This window comes from Lacticaseibacillus manihotivorans DSM 13343 = JCM 12514 (genome assembly GCF_001435035.1).
Lineage (GTDB): Bacteria > Bacillota > Bacilli > Lactobacillales > Lactobacillaceae > Lacticaseibacillus > Lacticaseibacillus manihotivorans.
Genome location: NZ_AZEU01000246.1, coordinates 1 through 23,063 on the forward strand (window position 1 = coordinate 1; position 23,063 = coordinate 23,063).

Sequence of the window (23,063 nt, forward strand, 5' to 3'; positions counted from 1 at the left end):
GACCGGCCAGATGCGATTTCATGTCCCAAATACCGAGGTGAATAATCCAGGCTTAATTTAAAAATTTATACGCAAATAATTAAGCGCTTACATATAAGTCCCGGATAACACGATTTGTTGAGCGTCATAAAGTGCTAAGTAAACACGAATATTTTGATGATCGCGATATTTTTCACGAGCTTTTTAGCATTTTTCAAATGATTTTCATACTGGTTTTGGCATATTTTTCGACGCTAAACGCACAAAAAAAGTTGAGCCAGAAACGCTCAACTTTTGAATCTTTAAGCTTCAGCAATCGCTTCAACCATCGCTTTGGTATAATCCCCAACGGCTTTTGGGGCATCGTCACTATCTTGAGCTAACTGTACGATGGCAGACCCGACGATCACGCCATCGGCCACCTTGGCCAAGTTCTTAGCTTGTTCTGGTGTATGGACCCCAAAGCCGACACATAACGGCGCATCGGTGACTTTGCGCAAGTCGGCGATCAAGTCGTCCAAGTTTTGGGCAAAGCTGGAACGCTGACCAGTGACCCCAAGTGCTGAGACGATATAGATGAAGCCAGTGGCATAACGCACTAACTTCTTCAACCGAGGGCCAGAGGTTGGACTGACCAATGGAATTAAATCGACGTTATGTTTTTCGGTGTAAGTCAAGATCTCGTCGGCTTCTTCTTCAGGCAGATCGGGAATAACCAATCCATAAACCCCGAGTTCTTCACACCGCGCGCAAAACGCATCATAACCATATTTAAACGGAATGTTGGCATAAGTTAAGAACACTAATGGCACGTTGGTTTGTTCGCGGATCGCTTTGACGATATCAAACACGCCATCCACCGTGATGCCGCCAGCAAACGCCCGCAACCCGGCAGCTTGGATCACTGGACCATCCGCGATCGGATCGGAGAAAGGCACCCCGAGTTCGACGATGTCCGCCCCATTTTTAGCTAATGCGACCACTTGATCGATGGTGGCTTGCGCAGAAGGATCGCCAGCCGTGACAAATGGAATGAATGCTTTGTGATTTTCAAACACGTCTTGTAATTTACTCATGAACATCGACCCCCCGATAAGCAGCAACTTGTGCGACATCTTTGTCCCCACGGCCTGATAGCGTGCAGATAATGATTTGATCTTTGCGCATAGTTGGCGCAAGCTTTTGCACGTAAGCGACAGCATGGCAAGATTCAACCGCCGCGATGATGCCTTCTTCTTTGGCAATATATTCAAACGCGTCAACGGATTCATCGTCAGTGATGCCAACATAATGCGCCCGACCACTTGCATCAAGCGCCGCGTGTTCTGGGCCGACACCTGGATAATCAAGTCCAGCTGAAATCGAGTAAACTTTGGCGATTTGGCCTTCGTTGTTTTGCATGAAAATCGACTTCATCCCATGGAAAATGCCTGGCGTCCCAGTTTCAAGCGTGGCGGCAGTATGACCAGTCCCCACGCCTTCACCAGCGGCTTCAACCCCATACAACGCAACAGATGGGTCATCGATGAAATCTGCAAATGAGCCAATGGCATTGGACCCACCGCCAACACATGCAACCACGGCGTCTGGCAGGCGGCCTTCAACTTCTTGCAGTTGTTTTTTGGCTTCTTTTGAAATCACGGATTGGAACTCATGGACCATCGCCGGATAAGGGGCTGGGCCCATGGCAGAGCCGATCACGTAAAAGGTATCATCAGGATGTGCTGCCCAGTCTTGTAAAGCCGCGTTGACAGCATCTTTCAACAACCCTTGGCCGCTCGTAACGGCATTAACTTTGGCGCCGAGCAATTCCATGCGATACACATTGAGCTTTTGCCGTTCAGTATCTTCTTTACCCATGAACACTTCACATTTCATCCCAAACAAGGCGGCGATGGTGGCAGTGGCCACCCCGTGTTGACCAGCGCCAGTTTCAGCGATCAAGCGGGTTTTACCTAAACGGCGGGCCAACAGCACTTGGCCGATCACGTTGTTGATTTTGTGCGCGCCGGTATGGTTCAAGTCTTCGCGCTTTAAGTAGATCTTGGCACCGCCGAGGTCTTCGGTCATGCGCTTGGCGTAATACAGCAACGATGGGCGGTTAGCGTAATCGTTGAGCAAACGGTGAAATTCTTCATAAAAGGTTGGATCTTGTTTGGCATTTTCAAAACATTCAGTCAACTTGTCTAAGCTGGCCATTAAAGTTTCTGGCACATATTGGCCACCGAACTCGCCAAACCGGTTATCAATTTTTTCTTCCATATTATTAAAGCTCCTCTTTGATGGCACGCACCGCGGAAACGAAAGCGTGCACTTTGTTGGCATCTTTGTGGCCATTGGTTTCTAAGCGACTGGAGGCATCGACGATTTGGGGATGCACGGCCTGGATCGCAGTTTGAACATTGTTGCCATCCAAGCCCCCAGCTAACATCAACGGTTGATCAACTGGCGGCAATTCGTTCCAAGAAAGGGTTTCGCCTGATCCGTCGCCGGCATCCAGTAACGCAATGTCAGCCACGGTACTCGGCGCAGACACATCGATTCTTGAAATCACCATCAGCCCCGCTTGTTGTAAGGCGACGATGGTTTTCTTGCGGCTGACGCGATGCAATTGGACCGCATCGATCAAGTGTTGGTCATGCAGCCGGATCAAGTGGCGTAAGTCTGGTTCGACGACAACCGCGACTTTACAAATAGTGGGATCAAGGGCTGCCGTCAAGGTTTGCAGTTGATCATCAGAGACATGATGCCGCCCGCCGGCTAACACGAACCCGGCATAATCAGGATGTTCTTGGTTGATGATGGCAATGTCTTCCAGGCTAGTCGAGCCGCATACTTTCACTTGGGTCATAAGACTGCTTCCTTGTATTGTTGAATGATAGCTTGGCGATCAGGCGCGCGCATGAAGGTTTCGCCGATCAACACCCCGTTTAAGCCATGTTGTTTCAATTCTTTCAGTTGTGCGGCTTGGGTGATGCCAGATTCGGCTAACACTTTGATGTGTGTAGGAATCTTTTCACGCAATTGTTCCGAGTGATGAATATCGACGGTGAAATCGCGCAAGTCACGATTGTTGACGCCGATCAATTTTGGCTGTACTGCCAACGCCCGCTTAATTTCACTTTCATCATGACATTCGACTAATACTTCCAGACCTAATTCAGTCGCAAGTTGATAATAGTCATGCAGCTGTTGATCCGATAAAATCGCGACGATCAACAATACGAGGCTGGCGCCATGGATCTTGGCTTGATAAATCATGTAAGGATCGATCACAAAATCCTTGCGCAACACCGCCTTGCTGGTCACTTGGGCGATTTCATGCATGAACTCAAGATCACCTTTGAAATAATCTGGTTCCGTCAACACGCTGATGGCATCAACGCCTGCTTTTGTGTATTCTCGCGCGATCCCTAAAAACGGAAAATCTTTGGCGATCAAGCCTTTAGACGGTGACGCTTTTTTCACTTCGGCGATGATGCCAAAATGATCATCCAAGCTCGCAATGAAACTCGGTTTGTTGACCGGATGAACCTCAGCGACTTGTTGCTGCAAAGTCGCTAAGCTGATCAGCTTTTTTTCACGTTGGATGCGGGCGGTAGTCGCAGCGACTAAGTCATCTAAGATCATGCACTCACCTCTTGATTGGACGCTTTGATCAAATCGTCCAACAAGGCTGTGGCTTTGCCGTCAGTGATCGTTTGTTTAGCTAACGCAATGCCTTTGGTGATGGAATCGGCTTTGCCCACGATGTACAAGGCGACACCGGCATTGAGTAACACCGCATCTGTCTTAGGACCTGGGTTACCAGCTAAAATGTTGCGGGTGATTTGGGCATTTTCAGCAGGCGTGCCGCCGACGAGATCGGCTTTGGCAGCATAGTCGAACCCATAATCATGAGGGTCGATAGTGCGCGCTGTGATTTGACCGTTGTCGATCACCAATGCATCCGTCTTGCCAGTGGCAGTGACTTCATCCAACCCATCTTCACCATGGACGACCATGCCGCGTTTGACGCCTAATTGAATCAACGCATCGGCCATTGGCTTCATTAAATCTTCGCGGTAAACACCGAGCAATTGATAAGTTGGCTTAGCGGGGTTGGCCAGTGGACCGATCAAATTGAAAATGGTTGGGAAGCCGAGCAACTTACGAGTCGGGCCGACGAAGCGCATCGCGGCATGATACTTTTGCGCAAATAAGAAGCAAGCGTGATATTGATGCAACAAAGCTTCAGACGCTTCAACTGAGGCGTTGATGTTGTAACCCAATGCTTCTAAGACATCAGCGGCACCAGACTTAGATGAAGCGGCGCGGTTGCCATGCTTGGCAATGTCAGCACCAGCGGCAGCGATGACAAACATCGATGTGGTGGAAATGTTGAAGGTGTTGGCATGATCACCACCAGTACCGACGACTTCAAGCACTGGTTCTTCAGGATCAAACTTGGTGGCGTTGCTGCGCATCGAATCGGCAGCACCAGCAATTTCAGTGGCAGTGGCGCCTTTTTCAGCCATTGCGGTTAAGTAACTGGCAATGAGGCTGGGATCAACTTCGCCATGTAACAGTTCGTTGTGAGCGGCTTTGGTTTCATCAAAAGTTAGATCAGTATGGTTGACTAAGTGTGCGATCGTTTCGTTTAACATAAGGGTTCCCTCCTAGGAATGTCTGAGTGGCGTTCAACATTTTCCTAAGCGTTGCCATCGTTTGTTCATCATTGTGGTCACCTGTTTTCATAGAATACAAAAAATCCGCCCATAAACAGTCATGCTGTTTAAGGACGGATTATTCCGCGGTGCCACCTTAATTGGGTATCTAAAAAAAGCCTATACCCCCACTTGGCGAAGAGCTAACACTCTCCCGGTAACTGACGTATACCTGACGTACACCCTGACTTGCAAAAGCTTTTGGGGCGTCCCTCGATGGTCCATTTAATCACCTGCGTTCTACGGCATTCCCAGCAACGGCCGCTCTCTGTGCGTGCACAATGATCTTGATCTCCATCTCAACGGTTTATGGACGAACTTGTTTTGCTGTGAATAAGATAATCTCTTTCTCATCTTTTGTCAACGTGTTTTTAATCTTTTTTCGTGAAAAAAGTTTCAGACGTTAATGAATCACTGTCTCACAGGCTGGTTCTAATCTGACTATACCAATTCGATTTGGGAACGTAACGATCACGCGTTGAATGAACATCATCGCATGCATCACGCGAAGATTTACGCAAATCGTTTAAAGATGATTGAAATTTTGCAACATAATTTTGCGTTATCAAGTCACTAAACAATTTCATCTTTTTTCTTGTATTTCCGCTTTCGTGGTGGTACATTATTAACTAGGAGGAGTGATCAGCTTAGCGCAGGCTGACCGTACCACTTCGCGACGGGCGGAAGTGCCCGCTAAACTCAAGAGACGATCCCGCAGCAGACTGGGCTCAACTGTCGAGTTCTACTGGATCTCTAGTTCCAAAGTGCCGGCACAGTGAAGGGTCCTGATGGGACTCATACCAGGAGACAGCCGGGGTGAAATCCTCATGGTGACATGGGAAGCAAGCAGGCGTCTGCGTGCCAAAGGCAGTGCAAAGCTGATTAGCACTCAAAGCGGTCTAGGGCCAATCCCCCAGGGCTTCGCAGAAACGGGCTTGAGCAATAATGAGTTGAACTGCATGAACGTAATTGAATCGGCGTTAAAGCCACAGGTCCACGAAGCAGGCAACTGTTTCGTGGATTTGTTGTGCCTTGCTATGCTTTTTGATTTTTTCACGCCATACAAAAAGCGGTATGCAATCCAATTTGACTGCATACCGCCTTTTCAGTTATTCCCCGCGTTCTGCTTTATCTTTGGCAATGATGGTTTCGCCAACCCGCCGCATGATCTGCAGTAACTCATGCGCATCTTGCTCACCCAGCGTGTCGACCCAGTCATAGAAGCGTTTGTGAATCACTTTATTGATCCGCGCTGTCACTTCTTCGCCGTGATCAGTCAACCGCAGATATAAACGTCTGCGATCGACGGCATCGCGTTCTTGGGTAATGGTATCTTTTCCCAATAGGGTCTTGATCTGCCGAGAAATCGCCGCGCGCGTAACGCCACGCTTTTTGGCAATTTCGGATAAACCTAATTCTTGTCCTGCCGCTAGATCACGCATGATCAAGAATTGTTCAAACGAGATCCCATCCGCCTTCATCGGCTCTGAGATCAAGTCACCCACGTACTTAAACGCTTTGAAGTAGACTTCGATATATGCTTCTAACAAGTCGGTTTCGGCCATTATCATATTCCCCCTATTGGATATAGAGTATCACATTTTAATCATTTGCGCTTGTGTGATTCCACTTTGATTGTAACCCAACTGCAGGAATCATCAAGAGCAAGGACAACAAGGCCACCACGATCAAAACGAAGACGCTAGATACCACGGTACCACCAGCGATCCCACCAGAAATTGCTTCACGATAACCATTGATCGCATAAGTCATCGGCAGGAATTTCTGCGTACTTTCATAAAGCGGGCTGATGGTTTGGGCTGGGAATAAGCCACCGGAACCACTCAGCGTCAATAACCCTAACGCGATGAAAATGCCGACGCGGTTGAATGCGAGATTCAACACTTGCGTCAAGTACATTGCAGACAAGGCGAACAAGATCGTCATCGCATAGTAGCCGAAGATGTGAGCGACTGGTAAGCCGACGATCAACATCAAGGTTGCTTCAACTAATGCTGCGGCAATCGCCACTAAGGTCCCGACAAGGATCTTGCCACCTAACCAAGAAATCACCGTTGAGTCATCATCATCTTTGCGCTTCATTGGATAAGCAAAGTTGAAAATGATGATCGCAACGAACATGGCCAAAGCCAGAACGTAAGGTGCTAAGGCAGCGCCATAGTTCTTGACGCTCGTGTATTTCTTTTGGACGTCTTTGGAAGGTGCGGCAAACATTTTGGCCGTGAGCTTCGTCAGTTTCGTCGCGACGACTTGTTTATAGCCATCTGACAAGCCAGTGGACAATTGGCCAGTCCCGTCAGTGAGTTCTTTGTTGTTGGCAACTAACTGGCTAGTGCCAGACTTCAGTTGCTTAACGCCAGAACTCAAGGTTGGCACTTGATCATTCAATTGATTCAGGCCGGTGCTTAATTGACCCGAGCCGGTGTAGAGTTGACTCACGCCAGATGCCAAAGCTGGAACCTTGCTATTCAACTGATTCAAGCCAGTGTTTAATTGACCAGAGCCAGTGTAGAGTTGGCTCACACCAGATGACAGTGCTGGTACTTTACCGTTCAATTCATTTAAGCCGGCACTCTCTTGAGCGGAGCCGGTATATAGTTGGCTCACACCGGATGCAAGGGCTGGCACTTGACCATTCAACTGGGTCAAACCAGCACTTTCTTGGGCCGAACCGGTGTAAAGTTGACTCACACCTGTTGCAAGGGCTGGCACTTGACCATTTAACCGGGTCAAACCAGTACTTACTTGTTTTGAACCATCAGTAAGTTTGACAGAGCCTTGATAAAGTTGACTCACACCCGTTGCTAGTGTTGGCACTTGCCCGTTGAGCTGAGTCAAACCACTTTGCAATTGGGCAGACCCATCAGTCAACTTCACGGAACCAGTGTAAAGTTGACTGACACCTGAAGCCAATGCCGGTACGTTCCCATTCAAGGTGGTTAAGCCATTACTCAAATCGCTTGAACCAGAATAAAGTTGGCTGACACCTGAAACCAGTGCTGGCACTTTACCGTTCAATTCGATTAACCCATCATTGAGTTGAGTCGATCCAGTGTAAAGTTGGCTCACGCCTGATTCTAATGCTGGCACTTTACCGTTTAATTGATTCAGACCATCGCTAAGTTGGCTAGAGCCAGTGTAAAGCTGGCTGACACCTGAAACTAACGCAGGGATCTTACCGTTGAGGTTCGTTAACCCATCAGATTCTTGAACTGAGCCGGTATATAAATCATGGACGCCGGCGGTCAATGTTGGCACACTGGCATTCAACACGTTCAAGCCATCGGATGATTTGGCCGTACCAGCTTTCAATTGGCTAGCGCCATCTTGAAGTGCTGCCGAGTTTTCCGACAACTTCTTGCCACCATTGTTTAAGGCAGTCAGCGCTTGCGTTAATGTGTAATCATTTTGATCGACACCCGTTGGATCAGTGGTGCCGTTGTAAATGGTCTTGGAGCCTTCATAAAGATCCGAAACCCCAGCAGATAATGTTGGCACTTTGCTCTTTAATTGATCAAGACCATCTTTCATTTGCGTTAAGGCTTGATTCAAACTCATATTTTCTGCAGTTGCTGGGGTCTTATCGACATTAACCGCATCATTGAGTTGTTGTAACCCGGTGTCTAACTGGTCAACGGCATCCTTGTAGGCTGTGTGACCACTGACATCAGGATGATTCATTTCATTATCCAAAGTCTTCAACTTGGTGCTGAAGGCTTGGATAGCTGAAATCAAACCAGTTGGATCGCCTTCAGCATCAGTGCCTTTATCATTCAAGGAAGTCTTCACGTAACTGAGATACCCTTTGGCCGTAGAATATTGAGCCGCATTGGCATCTTGTTCAGCTTGATAAGACGTCTTGAACTTACTTAATGCATCCTGTAAGGTTTTCTTTTCGGCTGCATCCTTGGTGTTGTTGATGGCTGTTCCTAATGCGGTTAAATCCGTATTGGATTGGGTTTTAGCAGCAGTCGTGGCTTTTTCATAATGATACAGTGGATAAGCCTTTGACCCTGCAGGCAAGCCCAACTGTTCAGCAGTAACACCGAACGTTGATGGATCCAGCCCTAAATCAGCTGACATAAAGGCAGAACTCATCAAGGTGTTTTGAGATTGAACTGTCTTGAGTAACTTCGCCATCTTGGTATTCAATTGCGCAATGCCATCTGGCAAATCAGGATTGTTATTCCGTTCAGTCAACGTATAGTACTTCAAGGATTCAATGCCGTCATAAAGTTGCTTGATGCCCGATGCCAAAGTGGTGCTCTTGGCATCATCGGATTTCACAACTTTGGCATAGATTTGATTGATGCCATCGTCTAATTGGTTGACCCCGTTAGACAAGTCTGGGACATTGCCATTCAAAGTCTTCAAACCATCAGCCAGATCCATCAAGTTCTGATTGTCGTTGGCGATGCTCTTGCTGTACAACACACTGATACCATCCGTCAATTGATCTGAGCCTTCGACGTATTGGTCAACACCATCAGATAAATCAGAAGCCCCTGATGCTAACTGAGTCCCACCGTCGGTAAGTTGAGAAACCCCGTCAGACAAACTTGGCACTTTGTCTTGGAGCTGACTTAAACCGTCCTTCAGCTGGCTTCCACCATCGGTTAACTGATCGACGCCCTTAGCCAAGTCTGGCATTTGAAGATTTAAATCGTTCAAACCGTCTTTTAATTTCGCGCCGCCAACAGTTAATTCGGCCACGCCATCTTTAAGTGTCGGGATTTGTAACTGTAAGTCACCTAAGCCACTCGTCAGTTGACCAGCACCAACAGTTAACTTCGCAACCCCGTCAGCCAATGCTGGGACTTGGAGTTGGAGATCCCCCAAGCCATTGGTCAACTTCACACCACCGGCAGTCAGTTTGATGATACCGTCAGACAACACTGGCACTTGGGCATTTAAATCACTTAAACCCGCAGTTTCTTGAAGTTCACCATTATAGAGATCTGTACTGCCTTGGGTCAGTTGTAAAACGCCATCGGACAAAGCAGGAATTTTATCTTGGAGCTGACTTAAACCGTCAGTTTCTTGAATTTCTCCAGCGTATACCTGCGCGGCCCCAGTGTTGAGTTGTGAGACACCACTGGTCAATGCAGGAATTTTGCCTTGTAGTTGACCTAAACCGTTATACAATTGTGTGCCGCCTGCTGTCAGTTGCGAGACTCCGCTGGTCAATGCAGGCACTTTAGCTTGCAATTGACCTAAGCCGTTATACAATTGCGTACCGCCTGCTGTCAGTTGCGAGACTCCGCTGGATAATGCGGGCACGCTCGCTTGCAATTGCCCCAAGCCCGTGTATAACTGTGAACCACCAGCAGTTAATTGTGACACCCCATTGGTTAATTCCGGCACTTTGGCTTGCAATTGGCCAACACCGGTGTTGAGTTTATTACCACCATCTGCGAGTTGTTGCACCCCGCTCGATAATTCAGGGACGGAATCGTTCAAGGTAGTTAAGCCACCATCAACTTTGGTGACGCCATCTGTGTACTGTAAAATCCCGTTATCGAGTTTCTTGGCCCCGGTGGCAGCAGTTTTGAGCTTGCCACCGATCGTGCCGATTTTGTTGAACAACTCAGTGGTAAACGCCGTGGTGAGTTGTTCTTTGATTTTGCTATTTAAACGATCGACACCCACTTGACTGATGATCTCAGAAACATAGTTCAATGAACCATTGGTTTCGTATGTAAGTTTCATCTGTTTGGGCTGAGCGTCGAGTACTGTTGCGGCATCCTTGGAAAAGTCCTTGGGAATCGTCACCACAGTATAATATTTGTTATCTTTAAGCCCTTTGGCAGCTTGAGCGGCACTGACGAAATGCCATTCCAATTGCGAATCGTCATGCAGTTGCGCCACCGTATCTGCCCCGGCTTGAATTTTTTTGCCCTCTAAAGTGGCAGGCTCATCGAGATTCACGACAGCGACTGGAATCTTGCCAGTATTGCCATAAGGATCCCACGCACTCGTCAAAAAGCAAAACGAGTAGAAAAATGGAATCAAAATCACCGCGATCATCGCCCACATTAACCCCTTATGGGCGGTGATCAGCTTCAACTCTCGCTTGATCACTTGCTTGTCAACTCCTTTTCTTTAGTCGATACCATTCACGGGGTATCGTGTTGACGGCATAGATTGTATATGCCGTTAACATGAAGTTAAATATGCGACTTTTTTAAAACAATGTCAAGAAAAGATGAATAGTTTACGCATAATATCCCAGTAAAAGCCTAATATTTCGGCATTTGTGGGTCACTGAATTACAGAAAACGAATACAACAAAAAGCCTCAACTCATGATCGAGTTGAGGCTTAAGGCTATAACTGACTATCTTTGAAAGGATTTTCCGGGGCTTGGGCATCGGCAATGCTTTGCAAATGCTCAGCCACATCCGGCGTAATGGTTGGCAAATCGATGCGGAAACTGGACCCATGCCCTAAAGCAGAATCAACCGAAATCTCACCGTGATAGCTTTCAATCAGCTGTTGGGCGATCGATAAGCCTAACCCATTGCCACCTTTTTCACGCGAACGCGCTTTGTCCACACGATAGAAGCGATTGAAAACGCGTTGGCGATCTTCATTGGACAAGCCTTCACCGAAGTCTTGCACGGCAATGGCCGCACCATCGGTATTGGTCGCTGCAGACACATGAATTTCCTTGCGCGTGGTTGAATATTTAACCGCATTGTCTAACAAGATGATCAAGACTTGTTCCAAATGGTTGCGATACATCCGCACCCAAACTGGTCCTTGCAAGTCATTATCCAAGATGAACACAAAATCAGGATGGATCATGGTGAAATCATTGACCACTTGTTCAACGAGCTGGTTGAGATCCAACACTGCATTGGGGAATTGGACATCTACTTGATCAGCACGGGTGAGATCCAACATTTCTTGGATCAAAGACTTCATGCGCGTGACTTCTTGCAAGCTGGCAGCCAACGATTCATCCAAAACTTCGGGATCATCTTTGCCCCAGCGATTCAAGAGCTGCAAATGCCCTTCCAAAATGGCCACTGGCGTCCGCAATTCATGCGACACATCGGTGACAAACACGGCTTGTTGATCGATGAAGCGCTGGATGCGATCAAGCATCCCGTTGAACTCATTGACTAAATCACTGAGTTCGTCGTTTTGTTTGAGTTGCGGGATCCGCACGTCCGATTGTGGTTCGTCATTTACCACCGCAATGGTTTTGGTGATGGAGCGAATCGGCTTCAAGAAGCGACGGGACATGATAAAGCCCATCAACAGGGAAACCAATAAGGCCACCCCGCTGAGGATCAAAATCATGTTCATCAACCGGCGCATCGTCGCATGTGTTGCCTGCATGCGATCAGTGATCTGCACGTAACCGAGATGTTTGCCAGTAGTGCTGGAAACGATCGGCGCTGAAACGATCATGCCGTTGAAGCTACCTTTTTTGATCATTTTGTACGTGGTGGTTTTGGTTTTCACCAAAGGCTGATCTTCACTGCGCGTACTGTATAATTCGATGCCTTTGTTACTATAAACTGCTAGTGATACGTCAGCACGGGAAAGCTTTTGAATGACAGAATCCGCAAAAACCGATTCATCATTGCCGCCAACCAGCGACACACCCGTCCCGGCGCTAGTTTGATAATCACTGCCGTCCACTTCAAGCAGTGGGGTGACATTATCCACGGTGAGCTTAGAGGCGATTGGGGACAATCGCTGCTCAACGGCGCTTAAGGTATCTTGTAAGGTGCGCTGTTCTTGCGACCTCAAAATCCGACCAGTCGCGCCATAAAGCACCAACGAAAACACCAAAAACGTCACGAAAATGCCCACCCCAACTACTGCCGTCCACTTAACCGCTAATGGTAAGCGACGTCTAGGTTTCGTTTGCGGTTCGGGAATCACGAGCGCATGACGTAACCGGTTCCCCGAACGGTTTGGATATAACTTGGCTCACCGGCACGATCGATCTTGTTGCGAATGTAGCGGACATAAACATCGACGACATTGGTTTCAACGTCTGAGTTGTAGCCCCAAACTTTGGACAACAAGACATCACGCGCTAAGACCACATTGATGTTTTCCATTAACGTCAACAGCAATTCGTATTCACGCTTAGTCAATTCGATAATGTCATCGCCACGACGGACCACGCGGTTTTCTTTTTCAATGGTCAAGTCGCGATAAGTCAACGTGGTTTGCTTAGCGGCATTATGTTCGCCTTCAATGCTGATACGACGCAGCAAAGCACGTAAACGCGCCAGCAATTCTTCAATGGCGAAGGGCTTGACGATATAGTCATCGGCGCCATGGTCTAACCCAGAAACGCGGTCGATCACAGAATCACGGGCAGTCATCATAATGATCGGCGTGTTTTTGGTTTGGCGTACGCGGCGGCAAACTTCCAAACCATTCAATTCTGGTAACATCAAGTCAAGCAAGATGGCATCCCAGTCTTCGCTTAATGCTGCTTCAAGGCCTGTACGCCCATTAAAGTGCACAGCAGTTTCGTAACCTTCGTGCTTCAATTCCAGTTCGACGAAGCGCGCGAGGTTTTTCTCATCTTCAATAATTAAAATTCGGCTCATGATTGGACTCCTTTGTCATTTTCACCTATTTTGAGGCGATGACAAAATTCTCATCTTGTCGCGCCTCGTCGTCTTGCTTTTCTCATGCAAAACGTTGCTTGTGCCATTGTAACATAGATTTTTTAACCTGACTATCACAGTTGTTCTTAAGAGTGTTTGCCACAAGGAAAAGGAAAACATTCTGGTAAAATGAGTTGGCCTATACCAAATTGAATTTATCATAGATGCTTACTATTTCTTGTTTCACTGGTCTATTCCAATTTAGCAATCATCAAGTTTTAAAAACAATGTCGGTACAAAAAATCCGGTACCGCATAATGTACCGCATCCACAGGCGAAATAGTACCGAAATATACAAAAAAGCGGCATGTGTTCACCGACAGATCGTTGATCTATCGCACACACACGCCGCTTTGTTTGTATAAAAATCTTACTGTTCAGTATACCAAGTGTAATGGTACATCCCGTCGCGATCGGTACGTTCATAAGTGTGGGCACCGAAGTAATCGCGTTGGGCTTGGATCATGTTAGCAGGCAAGACTTCGCTGCGATAAGAATCGTAGTAAGAAATGGCCGCCATAAAGCCAGGCACTGGTACGCCAGCTTTAGCAGCCAAGCCAACTAAATCACGCACAGCTTCTTGATAGTTCTTGGTGATGTCGATGAAGTAGTCATCAAGCAACAAGTTCTTCAAGGCTGGGTCTTTTTCGTAGGCGTTGGTGATGTTTTGCAAGAATTGGGCGCGGATGATGCAACCAGCACGCCAAATCGAGGCGATTTCACCGTAGTTCAAGTCCCAATTGTAATGTTCAGAAGCGACACGCATTTGTTCAAAGCCTTGCGCATAACTCATCAACTTGGAGAAGTACAAAGCTTTGCGGATCATTTCGATGGCTTCAGCTTTGTCACCGACTGCGACGTTACCAACTGGCTTTGGCAAGACTTTGCTTGCGGCGACACGTTCGTCTTTCATTGCGGAAATGTAGCGCGCGTACAAGGATTCGGTGATCACAGATTGTGGCACACCGAGTTCAGCAGCGGATTGAGAGCTCCACTTACCAGTGCCTTTGTTGCCGGCACGATCTAAGATCACGTCAACGATCGGCTTGTCGGAGCCGAGATCATCTTTGCGAGTCAAGATCTCAGCGGTAATGTCAATCAAGTAGGAATGCAATTCACCTTTGGACCAGTCAGCAAAGACTTTGGCGATTTCATCCATATCCAAGCCCACAAAGTTGCGCAACAAGTTATAAGCTTCGGCGATCAATTCCATATCGCCATATTCGATGCCGTTGTGGACCATTTTGACATAGTGACCCGCACCGTCTGGGCCGATGTAAGCAACACAAGCAGAACCATCTTCGTCAACTTTGGCTGCGATTTGGTTTAAAACTGGTGCCACTAAATCATACGCTTCACGTTGGCCACCTGGCATCAAACTTGGGCCTTGCAAAGCCCCGAGTTCACCACCGGAAACGCCCATGCCGATGAAGTTGATACCGGAGTTGGCAAGATCTTTGTTGCGCCGACGGGTATCGTGGAAGTTGGTGTTCCCACCATCGATCAAGATATCGCCTTTGTCCAATAATGGCACTAATTGGGCGATCACGGCATCCGTGCCGGCCCCAGCTTTGACCATCAAAATGATACGGCGAGGCTTTTCCAAACTAGCCACAAAGTCTTCGATCGTGTAGCTTGGGACTAATTTTTTATCTGCGTGGTCTTTGGCCACAGTTTCGGTTTTGCTGGCGGTACGGTTATAAATGGCGACGGTGTAGCCGCGGCTTTCGATGTTTAAAGCCAGGTTTTTCCCCATCACGGCCATGCCAATGACGCCAATTGTCGGTTTATCCATTAAATATTGCCTCCTAATACGCAAAAAAGCGCAACTTCGTACCCTTTCATGGTAGCAGAATTAAGCACAGATTAAAAGTAGCACAGCATCAAATCGCACCTGCATTCACCAAAAATCGCGCCAATAAAAAACGCCAGACCCTTGGGCCTGACGCGACTTGCTGAAAATTAATCTTTTTGATCGGAGTCGTTGTCGTCAAACAACCCTTGGAGTCCAGCAAAAGGTGAATTCTTTTCATTTTCTTTGGCTTTGGTGGCAGCAAAATCATCTTCTGAGACTACTTCCCAATCTTCGCCTTTGGGCATGTTGGCGCCTTGTTCTTCTTCCGGCGTCAAGATCTTCATGGGAATGCTCAAGACGATGTGATCCAAAACGGCAGCGCCGAGATCCAATTCATCATCTTCTAGGGTGATCACCAATTCGCCGTCTTGATATTTTTCCCGAGCGGCGTCATCAGTCACGTAAATTTCGCTGAAAGTGAAATCAAGTGGCAACTTCACTGGGGTCAACGACCGCGTCGACGGCACGGTGAGTTCACCTTTAATGGTGGCAGACAATAAAAAGTCACCATCATCGGCGCTTAAGTATGCGTCCAGTTGCATTGGCGTGGCGTCTAAAATTTCAGGATCGCGCGCCAATAAGTCTGCTTTCACGTCCAAAGTTTCTTGAACATGCATCGGGGTGTGTTTATATTTTGCCAAATCGGCAACAGTAAATTTAAGCATAGTACCTCCTAATCGAAACGATATGGGACCCGACCATAATTTTGGTCAGGTGCGCCGAGGAAAGTGATCAGATTATCTGCTTGTTGTTGCGTCGCCATCAAACCTTTAGGCGTTAATTGCGCAGCAGTCGGTTTCACGATCAAAGGTAAACCAACTGATTTTTTGACTTGATGCAAGTACGCTTGCCCAGCTTTGGTAAATCCTAAGACATGTAAAAAGCGGTTTTGTTGCGCGGCGTCGACTTGCGCTTGGGTCAGGTTCAACACGACATTTAAGCATAACCGGCGCAACCTGGCATAAGTATAGCGCTTGGACTTGATTGCAGACATAAACGCTTCAAACGACCCCGCCTCGGCGATCTGTTGGCTCAAGCGATACTGCAAGCCTTCGCTCATGCCGCTGATCTGTTCCAGTTCAGCTAGGCTTGCCGTCAACAAGCGATATTTTAAATAAGGAAACAATTGCGCCCAAGTATAATGTGGGGAATCTAGGCTTGCCAGTGAGGCTTGCGGCATCCAATCAGCAACCGATTGGCCCGTAGCGATCAACTCGCGCAAATGACTGGCACTGGCAAATTGCGCTTGGGCGTGTTCAGCATCATGTTTGACGCCGACGCGCGGAATCGCCAACAATTTCAAACCAGCGTGCAATCGCAAATTCGCTTGCGCATAGCTCATGCCTAACAACAAATTCGGTTGGGCGAGGTCTAGGCCAGTTGCGGCGCGATATTGTTGATTGAGCTGAGTCGCATAAGTTTGTGTGCAGTCTTGAAAACCCGCTTCATCTAACTTGGCCGCTTGCAACTTTTCAGCGGCAGCTTGATAATCCACGTCTGCGGCTTCGGTGCCAAAGGCCAAACGCGTTACCCCTAGTGCTTGCATGATGGCGACCCCACCGGTAGCAAATTGCGGGGCGGCTTGCACCGCATCAAACACGGGCAACTCGATCACCAAGTCAGCGCCGCATTGCAACGCAGCTTTGGCGCGCGCCCACTTATCTAGGATAGCCGGTTCGCCACGCTGAACAAAGTTACCTGACATGGCCACGACGACAACATCAGCCTTGGCACGCCGCCGGGCTTCAGCGAGTGCATAGACATGTCCATTATGCAGCGGATTAAATTCTGCGATCATCCCCACTGCTTGCATGATTACGCCTTTTTCGCGTGGAAGAACCAGCGCGTGTCCTGATCATCGACCGCTTTTTCGCCAAAATCAGCTGAGACTTCGATCTCAACAAAGCCGACTGCTTTCAACTGCGCGACGATGTCTGCGATCGGATAAGTCCGCTCGTGATGAGTTTCTTGCATCGGGTGGTAAGCATCGAGGTCTTCATCGTAAACAAAAAACGTCAAATCATGTTCGACGGTATGTGGCAAGTCGCCAGCATAACTACTCCACATGAACGCATAGTCTTCAGTTTGATAGTTATACATGTAACCGGGAAAGACATCATCGATTTGATGCAAGGAATGCGCATCAAACATAAAGTCCCCACCAGCTTCAAGCACCCCATAAACTGATGCAAACACTTTGCGGACATTTTCAAGATCTGGCATGTAGCAAAGCGAATCGTCAAAGCAGGTGACCACAGACACCGGTTCAATGCCATCGAGTTCGCGCATGTCCCCTTGCATCAACAGCATTTGCTTATTTTGATCGACCAGTTTGGCTTCGGCGAGATCAAGCATTTCGCTAGACAAGTCAAACAACGCGACATCATAGCCGGCATCTTGCAGCAGTAATGCCAAACTACCAGAGCCGCCAGCCAATTCTAATAATTTTTGCCCATGAGCAGGGACGCGTTTTTGCACGTAATCGCGCCAGCGCAAGTAAAGCGAGTCATCCATTAAGGTGTCATAGACTTGCGCGAAACTGGAATAAATCATTAGTCAGTGACCCATTGTTGCACGTCAACTAAAGGCGCGTCAGACCAAAGCTTCTCCAAGTTGTAAAATTCGCGTTCTTCTGGCACAAAGACATGCACCACGATGTCGTTGAAGTCCATCAACATCCAGCGAGAGCCTTTTTTGCCTTCGATACGGGGTTGGTTGCCACCAGCGGCCATCACAGCATCTTCGACCCCGTCAACAATGGCTTGGACTTGGCGTTCAGAATTCCCGTTCATGATGACAAAATAATCTGCCAACAAAGACACGCCTTCCATATCTAAAGCGACGATGTCTTCGGCGCGCTTGTCATCAGCGGCTTTGACGATAGTTTCTAGTAATTGGGTTTTATCCATGGATTACTCCTTTGGTTGAATAAATGCATTATACGTCAGTAAAGTTTTGGGATACACGATTTGGCGATTTGAGATCAAATAGCTCAAAGTGTTTTCCAGTTCGATCAACGTGGCTTCGCGCATATTGGTTTTCGCGGCAGCGCGGGCTTTGACCTCAGCTTCTAATTTGCGTTCAGGTTCAATGAAATCCGCCACAAAAATGATTTGATCGAGCGTCGACATGTTCGGATCGCCAGTGGTGTGATGTTCAATGGCTTGAATCACCAAATGATCGGTGACGCCGACTTCTTGTTTGATAAACCAAGTGCCAACGATACCATGCCAGATCCCGCGATTGTAATGCAAAAGATCCAAATCAAAGCCGTTGCGTTTGATCACATCGATGTAATCGGTTTTGGAGATTTCTTTGGCATAGTCATGAAGCAATCCAGCCAGGCCGGCACGATCGACGTCTTCGCCGAAGCGTTCAGCCAATTCTCGCGCGGTTTGCTCAACGCGCAAGCAGTGTTGATAGCGTTCAGGACTTAACCGATTTTGCAGTAAGGCTAAAATGCTGGCCCGCGACTGCCCGTTGGTCAATTGACTCGGGTATTCAATGGTCGCCAAGATATAATCCTTCTTTCTTAATATAGTGGCGCACGGCATCAGGCACCAAATAGCGAATGCTTTGACCGCTGGCCACTCGTTCTCGAATCTGAGTTGAGGAAATTTCAATGATCGGCGCATCCACCCACACGATCGGGTAAGGACTTTCCGGCGTATAACCAGGCCGTTTGACGCCGACAAACGTCACTAACTTCACCAAGTCATTGATGCGATACCACTTGGGCAAGTATTCGACCATATCCGCCCCGATGATGAAAAAGTAATCGGTATCGGGATGTAATTTTTTCAAATCGACCATGGTGTCGTAAGTGTAACTCACCCCACCGCGTTCCAATTCACAAAGCTCCAACCCAAATAACGGATTATCTTTGATCGCCAATTCCAACATCGCTAAGCGTTGACTGGCAGGCAAGGCGTCTTTATGATCGACGTGTGGCGGTTGGTTGTCTGGCATAAAGCAGACTTGCTTCAACCCTAGTTGCGTCCCCACAGCTTCAGCCATGATCAAATGCCCGTTGTGAATCGGATTAAAAGTCCCGCCAAACAAGGCGACTTGTTTGCGGCGTGGGCCTAAGATCTGCACAGATTCACGCGCGGTGATCACCGGATGCGTCAACGTGGTCGCTTTCATGAATGTCCCCATGATGCTCGCCTACAGTTTGGCCAGTTCCGCCGAAAGCTTGCGGTTTTCTGGATCAAAGGCGCGCTTGTAAACCACTAAGGAACGGCCGATGGTTTGGGCGATATCCATCCCTGGGATCGCCTCTTGTAAAGCCTCGCCGACAGACTTTGGGGTGTCTTCAGTGGCTGGCAACAAACTGATTTTGATCATTTCGCGCGCTTCAAGGGCGGCTTTGACGCCATCGATGAAAGTCTCCGACACGCCATTTTTGCCAACATTGATCAATGGCTTTTGCGTCATCGCTAAACTGCGTAAGTAACGCTTTTGTTTCCCTGTTAACATCATATTCTCCTTTAAACTAATGCTTTGCGAATCAAGACATCGACGCCTTTAGGGGCCCAACCTGCCACCGTCACACCAGCTGGCACCACGATCCATCCGAGACCGGCAAAAACCAAGTCGGATTTTTGCTTCGGGGTGAATTCAAAGCGCACGAGTTCTGGAAAATCAGCGTTGGGACGCGGTGGCTGCAGTAATCCTGCTTTGTGCTTTTCATAAAAAGCATCCGCATTTTCTAATTTCGTGCGGTGCAAAAGCAATTGGTTGTCGACGTAAATCGTAAAGCCTGACCGTTTGCCGCGCAAGAAATCAAAGCGTGCCAAACCCGCTAAGAAAATCGTTTGGCCTGGGTTCAATTGATAAACCGCCGGCCGGATCGGCTTAGTTGGCGCCACTAAGTTCAAATCTTTGGTATCGATATAATGCGCCATTTGCCCGCGATGAATGATCCCTGGGGTGTCGATCAAGGCTTTGCCATCAGATAATGGAATTTCGATCCGGTCTAACGTCGTGCCTGGGAAGCGTGAGGTGGTGATCAATTCTTGTACCCCAGTCAGGCGCTTGATGATTTGATTGATCAACGTCGACTTACCAGTGTTGGTGACGCCGACGACATAGACATCGCGACCTTCACGATACTTTTCAATGGTATCGAGGAGTTCATCAATCATTTTGCCTTTTTTGGCGGAAGTGAGCATCGTCGCCACTGGCCGTAAGCCTTGGGCATGCGCCGCTTGCGTCAACCAATTGGTCAGCTTGCGCGGATTGACGGATTTAGGCAGCACGTCTGCTTTATTGCCGACGAGGATCACTGGGTTGTCACCGACAAAGCGGTGTAAGCCGGGGATCACAGAACCGTTGAAGTCGAAAATGTCCACGACATTGACGATCAACGCATCACTTTGCCCTAAAGCATTCAACAAGTTCAAAAAGTCGTCATCAGTTAACTCAACATCTTGGACTTCGTTGTAATGCCGCAAGCGAAAGCACCGTTGGCAATAGACTTCTGCATCTGGATCCGCTTGGATTTTCGCCAAGCTTGAGGCCGGCAAGTAGCCCGCTTTCTGCGGATCTTCGGTTTGTAATAAAGCCCCGCAACCAATACAGCGCAATTCTTCAGTCATTAATGTCCTCCCTATAAGTTAAGCGACTTTTGCCGCCTAACAACCAAAACGCCCCGCGTTCAAAAAAGCGCGTGATCCGCGTGTTCCAAGCATCGGTTTCCACCAGCGGTTGCACGAGGATCGTTTTGATCCGCGCGACATTGCCCGCTAACACATCGGTCAACAATTGATCGCCGACCATCACCACTTCGCTACGCTTTAACCCGAGCTGCTTGATTGCCCGATTGATGCCTACTGGTAAGGGTTTCAAGGCGCGTGAGACAAAAGGTAATTCGAGTTTGGCTAACGCGCGCTTGACGCGATCATGATTGTTGTTCGACACCACCATCACGATCAAGCCCGCTTGTTGCATTTCATTGAGCCAGTCATGCAGTTGCTTGGTGCCGTCTGGATTGTTCCAAGCGATCAAGGTGTTATCCAAGTCACACAATACCGCTTTGATGCCTTGTTGTTGCAAGTGCGAAGGGGTTAATCCATACACCGCTTGCACCAGCCACGTTGGTTTAATTACTGCCACACATGGGCCTCCGTTTCTTTGCATATCTAACCTATTATAACAAAGATAAAAGGCGTTGCCCACCGATGCCATGCTCGAAAATCGCCTTTTGGAAAATAAGCGTGTACACTTAAGTTAAAGAAAAAAAGGAGGTCTTCTCGATGCCTTTACCCCCATTGCTCGGCTTGCATCACGTCACCGCCATGGCCAGTGATGTGCAAGCCACCTATCAGTTGATGACGCAAGTGCTTGGCCTGCGATTGATCAAACAAACCGTCAATCAAGATCAGCTCGACACGTATCACTTTTATTTCACTGATGATGTTGGCACGCCAGGCACTGATCTCACCTTTTTCTTTTTCCCGCATCAAAAGTCTGCAGTTCGCGGGACGAATCTGATCGCTAAAATCAGTTTCCGCGTTCCCAATGATGACGCCTTATTGCAATGGGCTGACCGCTTGGCCGCAAGCGGCATCGAATCTTCCCGGGTGACCCAATTTGGCGATGCCGGTTTGGAATTTAACGACGCGGATGCCCAAGTTTATCAACTCATCTCAGATCGGTACGAGACATCGCCAGCACGCAGTCAGCCTTGGACGCACAGTTCAGTGCCCTTGGATATGGCGATCAAAGGCTTAGGCCCGATCACCATCAACGTGATCAATGCCGACCGGCTGGCGTTTGTCTTAACCGACATGCTTGGCTGTCATTTATTGGCGACGGATGGGTCAAAACAGTTATTTGCCCTAGGCATTGGCGGGCACAGTCAACAAGTGATCCTAGCGACAAAACCGGAACCGTTGACGCAAGCGGGTTTTGGGATGGTGCATCACGTTGCTTTCATCACTGAAGATCTCACCAGCTTGCAACAATGGACAACTGCCTTAGCCAAATTTAATCTGCCGCACTCAGGGATCGTCAACCGGTTTTACTTTCAATCCGATTATTTTCGCCCTGGTCCGCAACTTTTGTTTGAAATCGCGACCAAAGGACCGGGATTCTTCCAAGATGAGCCTGAGGACACAGCTGGACAGCATTTGATTTTACCGCCTTTTTTAACCTCACAGCGCGAACAAATTCTGGCCAACTTGCCAACTTTTGAAGAAGGTGACGTCAAATGACGATTTTTGAGCCAGGCAACAGTGACACGACCTTGATTTTATTGCACGGCACCGGCGGCTCAGAACGTGACTTAATGCCCATTGCCAAATTTCTAGCGCCAAATGCTGCACGCTTGGCGTTAGGCGGACGCGTCGTGGAACATGATCAAACGCGATACTTTGCGCACACTGCGGATGGTGGCTTTGACCTTGAAGATGCCAAAATTCAAGCCACTTGGCTGACTGGCGAGCTGACCCAGATGTTAGCTTCGCATCATCGCGATCCACAACACGCGATCGTGCTTGGCTACTCCAACGGGGCCAACATCGCCGCTTTTGCCATGTTGCATCAAATCGTCCCTTGGCGCGATGCGATCCTGCTTCATCCCGTGTCAATTTCAGCAATGGCACCAACTCGGCGTTTATTCAATACTCGGGTATGGTTGACGCATGGCAGTGGGGATCCTTATAGTACGAAGGAAAACTTCGTCCAACTCCAATCACAATTCACCCATGCTTTTGCCGCTGTCGCCACTTATTCCCATCGTCGCGGCCATGCGTTGATCCAAGCAGAACTCAATGCAACGTCGCGTTGGTTAAACACAATTCTGGTAACGTCTAAAGTTCTATGAAACCAAGTCCAAAACCGGATGTTCAAGGAGGGG

The 23,063-nt window shown here is 48.2% G+C and carries 21 protein-coding genes; 2 read left to right on the forward strand and 19 right to left on the reverse strand.

All coding sequences use genetic code 11. The features are described 5' to 3' along the window. Positions 1–281 precede the first annotated feature (281 nt). From trpA to FD01_RS12925, 19 genes are all read right to left on the reverse strand, one after another. Positions 282–1,055 carry a tryptophan synthase subunit alpha gene (gene trpA / locus FD01_RS12835; protein WP_054716752.1) on the reverse strand — a complete coding sequence of 258 codons (774 nt, stop codon included), beginning with the start codon at positions 1,053–1,055 and terminating at the stop codon, positions 282–284. Then, positions 1,048–2,241 (reverse strand): tryptophan synthase subunit beta, encoded by a 1,194-nt coding sequence (gene trpB / locus FD01_RS12840; RefSeq protein WP_056964680.1) that lies wholly within the window; start codon positions 2,239–2,241, stop codon positions 1,048–1,050. Before trpB ends, trpA begins: the two co-directional genes overlap by 8 nt. Positions 2,242–2,245: 4 nt before the next feature. Continuing rightward, positions 2,246–2,830, reverse strand: coding sequence for a phosphoribosylanthranilate isomerase (locus FD01_RS12845; protein ID WP_054716750.1), 585 nt, complete (start codon positions 2,828–2,830; stop codon positions 2,246–2,248). Further along, positions 2,827–3,609: an indole-3-glycerol phosphate synthase TrpC gene (gene trpC / locus FD01_RS12850; RefSeq protein ID WP_056964683.1), complete on the reverse strand. Its 783-nt coding sequence runs from the start codon at positions 3,607–3,609 to the stop codon at positions 2,827–2,829. Before trpC ends, FD01_RS12845 begins: the two co-directional genes overlap by 4 nt. Continuing rightward, positions 3,606–4,625 (reverse strand): anthranilate phosphoribosyltransferase, encoded by a 1,020-nt coding sequence (gene trpD / locus FD01_RS12855; protein ID WP_054716747.1) that lies wholly within the window; start codon positions 4,623–4,625, stop codon positions 3,606–3,608. Before trpD ends, trpC begins: the two co-directional genes overlap by 4 nt. Positions 4,626–5,794: 1,169 nt before the next feature. Continuing rightward, positions 5,795–6,250: a MarR family winged helix-turn-helix transcriptional regulator gene (locus FD01_RS12860; RefSeq protein WP_225436151.1), complete on the reverse strand. Its 456-nt coding sequence runs from the start codon at positions 6,248–6,250 to the stop codon at positions 5,795–5,797. Between the two features lie 37 nt (positions 6,251–6,287). Then, a complete protein-coding gene (locus FD01_RS12865) occupies positions 6,288–10,787 on the reverse strand; it encodes a YhgE/Pip family protein (protein ID WP_056964685.1) in 4,500 nt (1,499 codons plus the stop codon). Between the two features lie 245 nt (positions 10,788–11,032). Further along, positions 11,033–12,604 carry a HAMP domain-containing sensor histidine kinase gene (locus FD01_RS12870; protein WP_056964687.1) on the reverse strand — a complete coding sequence of 524 codons (1,572 nt, stop codon included), beginning with the start codon at positions 12,602–12,604 and terminating at the stop codon, positions 11,033–11,035. Further along, on the reverse strand, positions 12,601–13,287 hold the full coding sequence (locus FD01_RS12875; RefSeq protein WP_056964689.1) for a response regulator transcription factor: 687 nt from the start codon (positions 13,285–13,287) through the stop codon (positions 12,601–12,603). Before FD01_RS12875 ends, FD01_RS12870 begins: the two co-directional genes overlap by 4 nt. Before the next feature lie 430 nt (positions 13,288–13,717). Continuing rightward, positions 13,718–15,142, reverse strand: coding sequence for an NADP-dependent phosphogluconate dehydrogenase (gene gndA, locus FD01_RS12880; RefSeq protein ID WP_056964691.1), 1,425 nt, complete (start codon positions 15,140–15,142; stop codon positions 13,718–13,720). Positions 15,143–15,309: 167 nt separating this feature from the next. Then, positions 15,310–15,867: a YceD family protein gene (locus FD01_RS12885; RefSeq protein WP_056964692.1), complete on the reverse strand. Its 558-nt coding sequence runs from the start codon at positions 15,865–15,867 to the stop codon at positions 15,310–15,312. A gap of 8 nt (positions 15,868–15,875) precedes the next feature. After that, positions 15,876–17,015, reverse strand: a complete 1,140-nt coding sequence (locus tag FD01_RS12890; protein WP_056964694.1) for a nucleotidyltransferase — start codon at positions 17,013–17,015, stop codon at positions 15,876–15,878. Positions 17,016–17,017: 2 nt separating this feature from the next. After that, entirely contained in the window at positions 17,018–17,755 is a 738-nt protein-coding gene (locus FD01_RS12895) for a class I SAM-dependent DNA methyltransferase (protein WP_056964696.1), read from the reverse strand. After that, complete coding sequence (gene rsfS, locus FD01_RS12900; RefSeq protein ID WP_056964698.1) at positions 17,755–18,111, reverse strand: ribosome silencing factor; 357 nt, start codon at positions 18,109–18,111, stop codon at positions 17,755–17,757. Before rsfS ends, FD01_RS12895 begins: the two co-directional genes overlap by 1 nt. 3 nt (positions 18,112–18,114) lie before the next feature. Continuing rightward, entirely contained in the window at positions 18,115–18,717 is a 603-nt protein-coding gene (yqeK, locus tag FD01_RS12905; protein WP_054716709.1) for a bis(5'-nucleosyl)-tetraphosphatase (symmetrical) YqeK, read from the reverse strand. After that, a complete protein-coding gene (locus FD01_RS12910) occupies positions 18,704–19,360 on the reverse strand; it encodes a nicotinate-nucleotide adenylyltransferase (protein WP_404820693.1) in 657 nt (218 codons plus the stop codon). The genes yqeK and FD01_RS12910 overlap by 14 nt, the downstream gene beginning before the upstream one ends. 9 nt (positions 19,361–19,369) lie before the next feature. Beyond that, positions 19,370–19,681, reverse strand: coding sequence for a YhbY family RNA-binding protein (locus FD01_RS12915; RefSeq protein ID WP_054716706.1), 312 nt, complete (start codon positions 19,679–19,681; stop codon positions 19,370–19,372). Positions 19,682–19,692: 11 nt separating this feature from the next. Beyond that, the gene (yqeH, locus tag FD01_RS12920) at positions 19,693–20,802 is read right to left on the reverse strand and encodes a ribosome biogenesis GTPase YqeH (protein ID WP_056964702.1); all 1,110 of its coding nucleotides are present in this window, start codon (positions 20,800–20,802) and stop codon (positions 19,693–19,695) included. Further along, positions 20,795–21,319 carry a YqeG family HAD IIIA-type phosphatase gene (locus FD01_RS12925; protein WP_191981529.1) on the reverse strand — a complete coding sequence of 175 codons (525 nt, stop codon included), beginning with the start codon at positions 21,317–21,319 and terminating at the stop codon, positions 20,795–20,797. The genes yqeH and FD01_RS12925 overlap by 8 nt, the downstream gene beginning before the upstream one ends. 140 nt (positions 21,320–21,459) lie before the next feature. Here FD01_RS12925 and FD01_RS12930 point away from each other — a divergent pair, with 140 nt between their 5' ends. Both FD01_RS12930 and FD01_RS12935 read left to right on the forward strand, forming a co-directional pair. After that, on the forward strand, positions 21,460–22,419 hold the full coding sequence (locus FD01_RS12930; RefSeq protein ID WP_054716702.1) for a VOC family protein: 960 nt from the start codon (positions 21,460–21,462) through the stop codon (positions 22,417–22,419). Continuing rightward, the gene (locus FD01_RS12935; protein ID WP_056964706.1) at positions 22,416–23,030 is read left to right on the forward strand and encodes an alpha/beta hydrolase; all 615 of its coding nucleotides are present in this window, start codon (positions 22,416–22,418) and stop codon (positions 23,028–23,030) included. Before FD01_RS12930 ends, FD01_RS12935 begins: the two co-directional genes overlap by 4 nt. Positions 23,031–23,063: the final 33 nt, after the last annotated feature.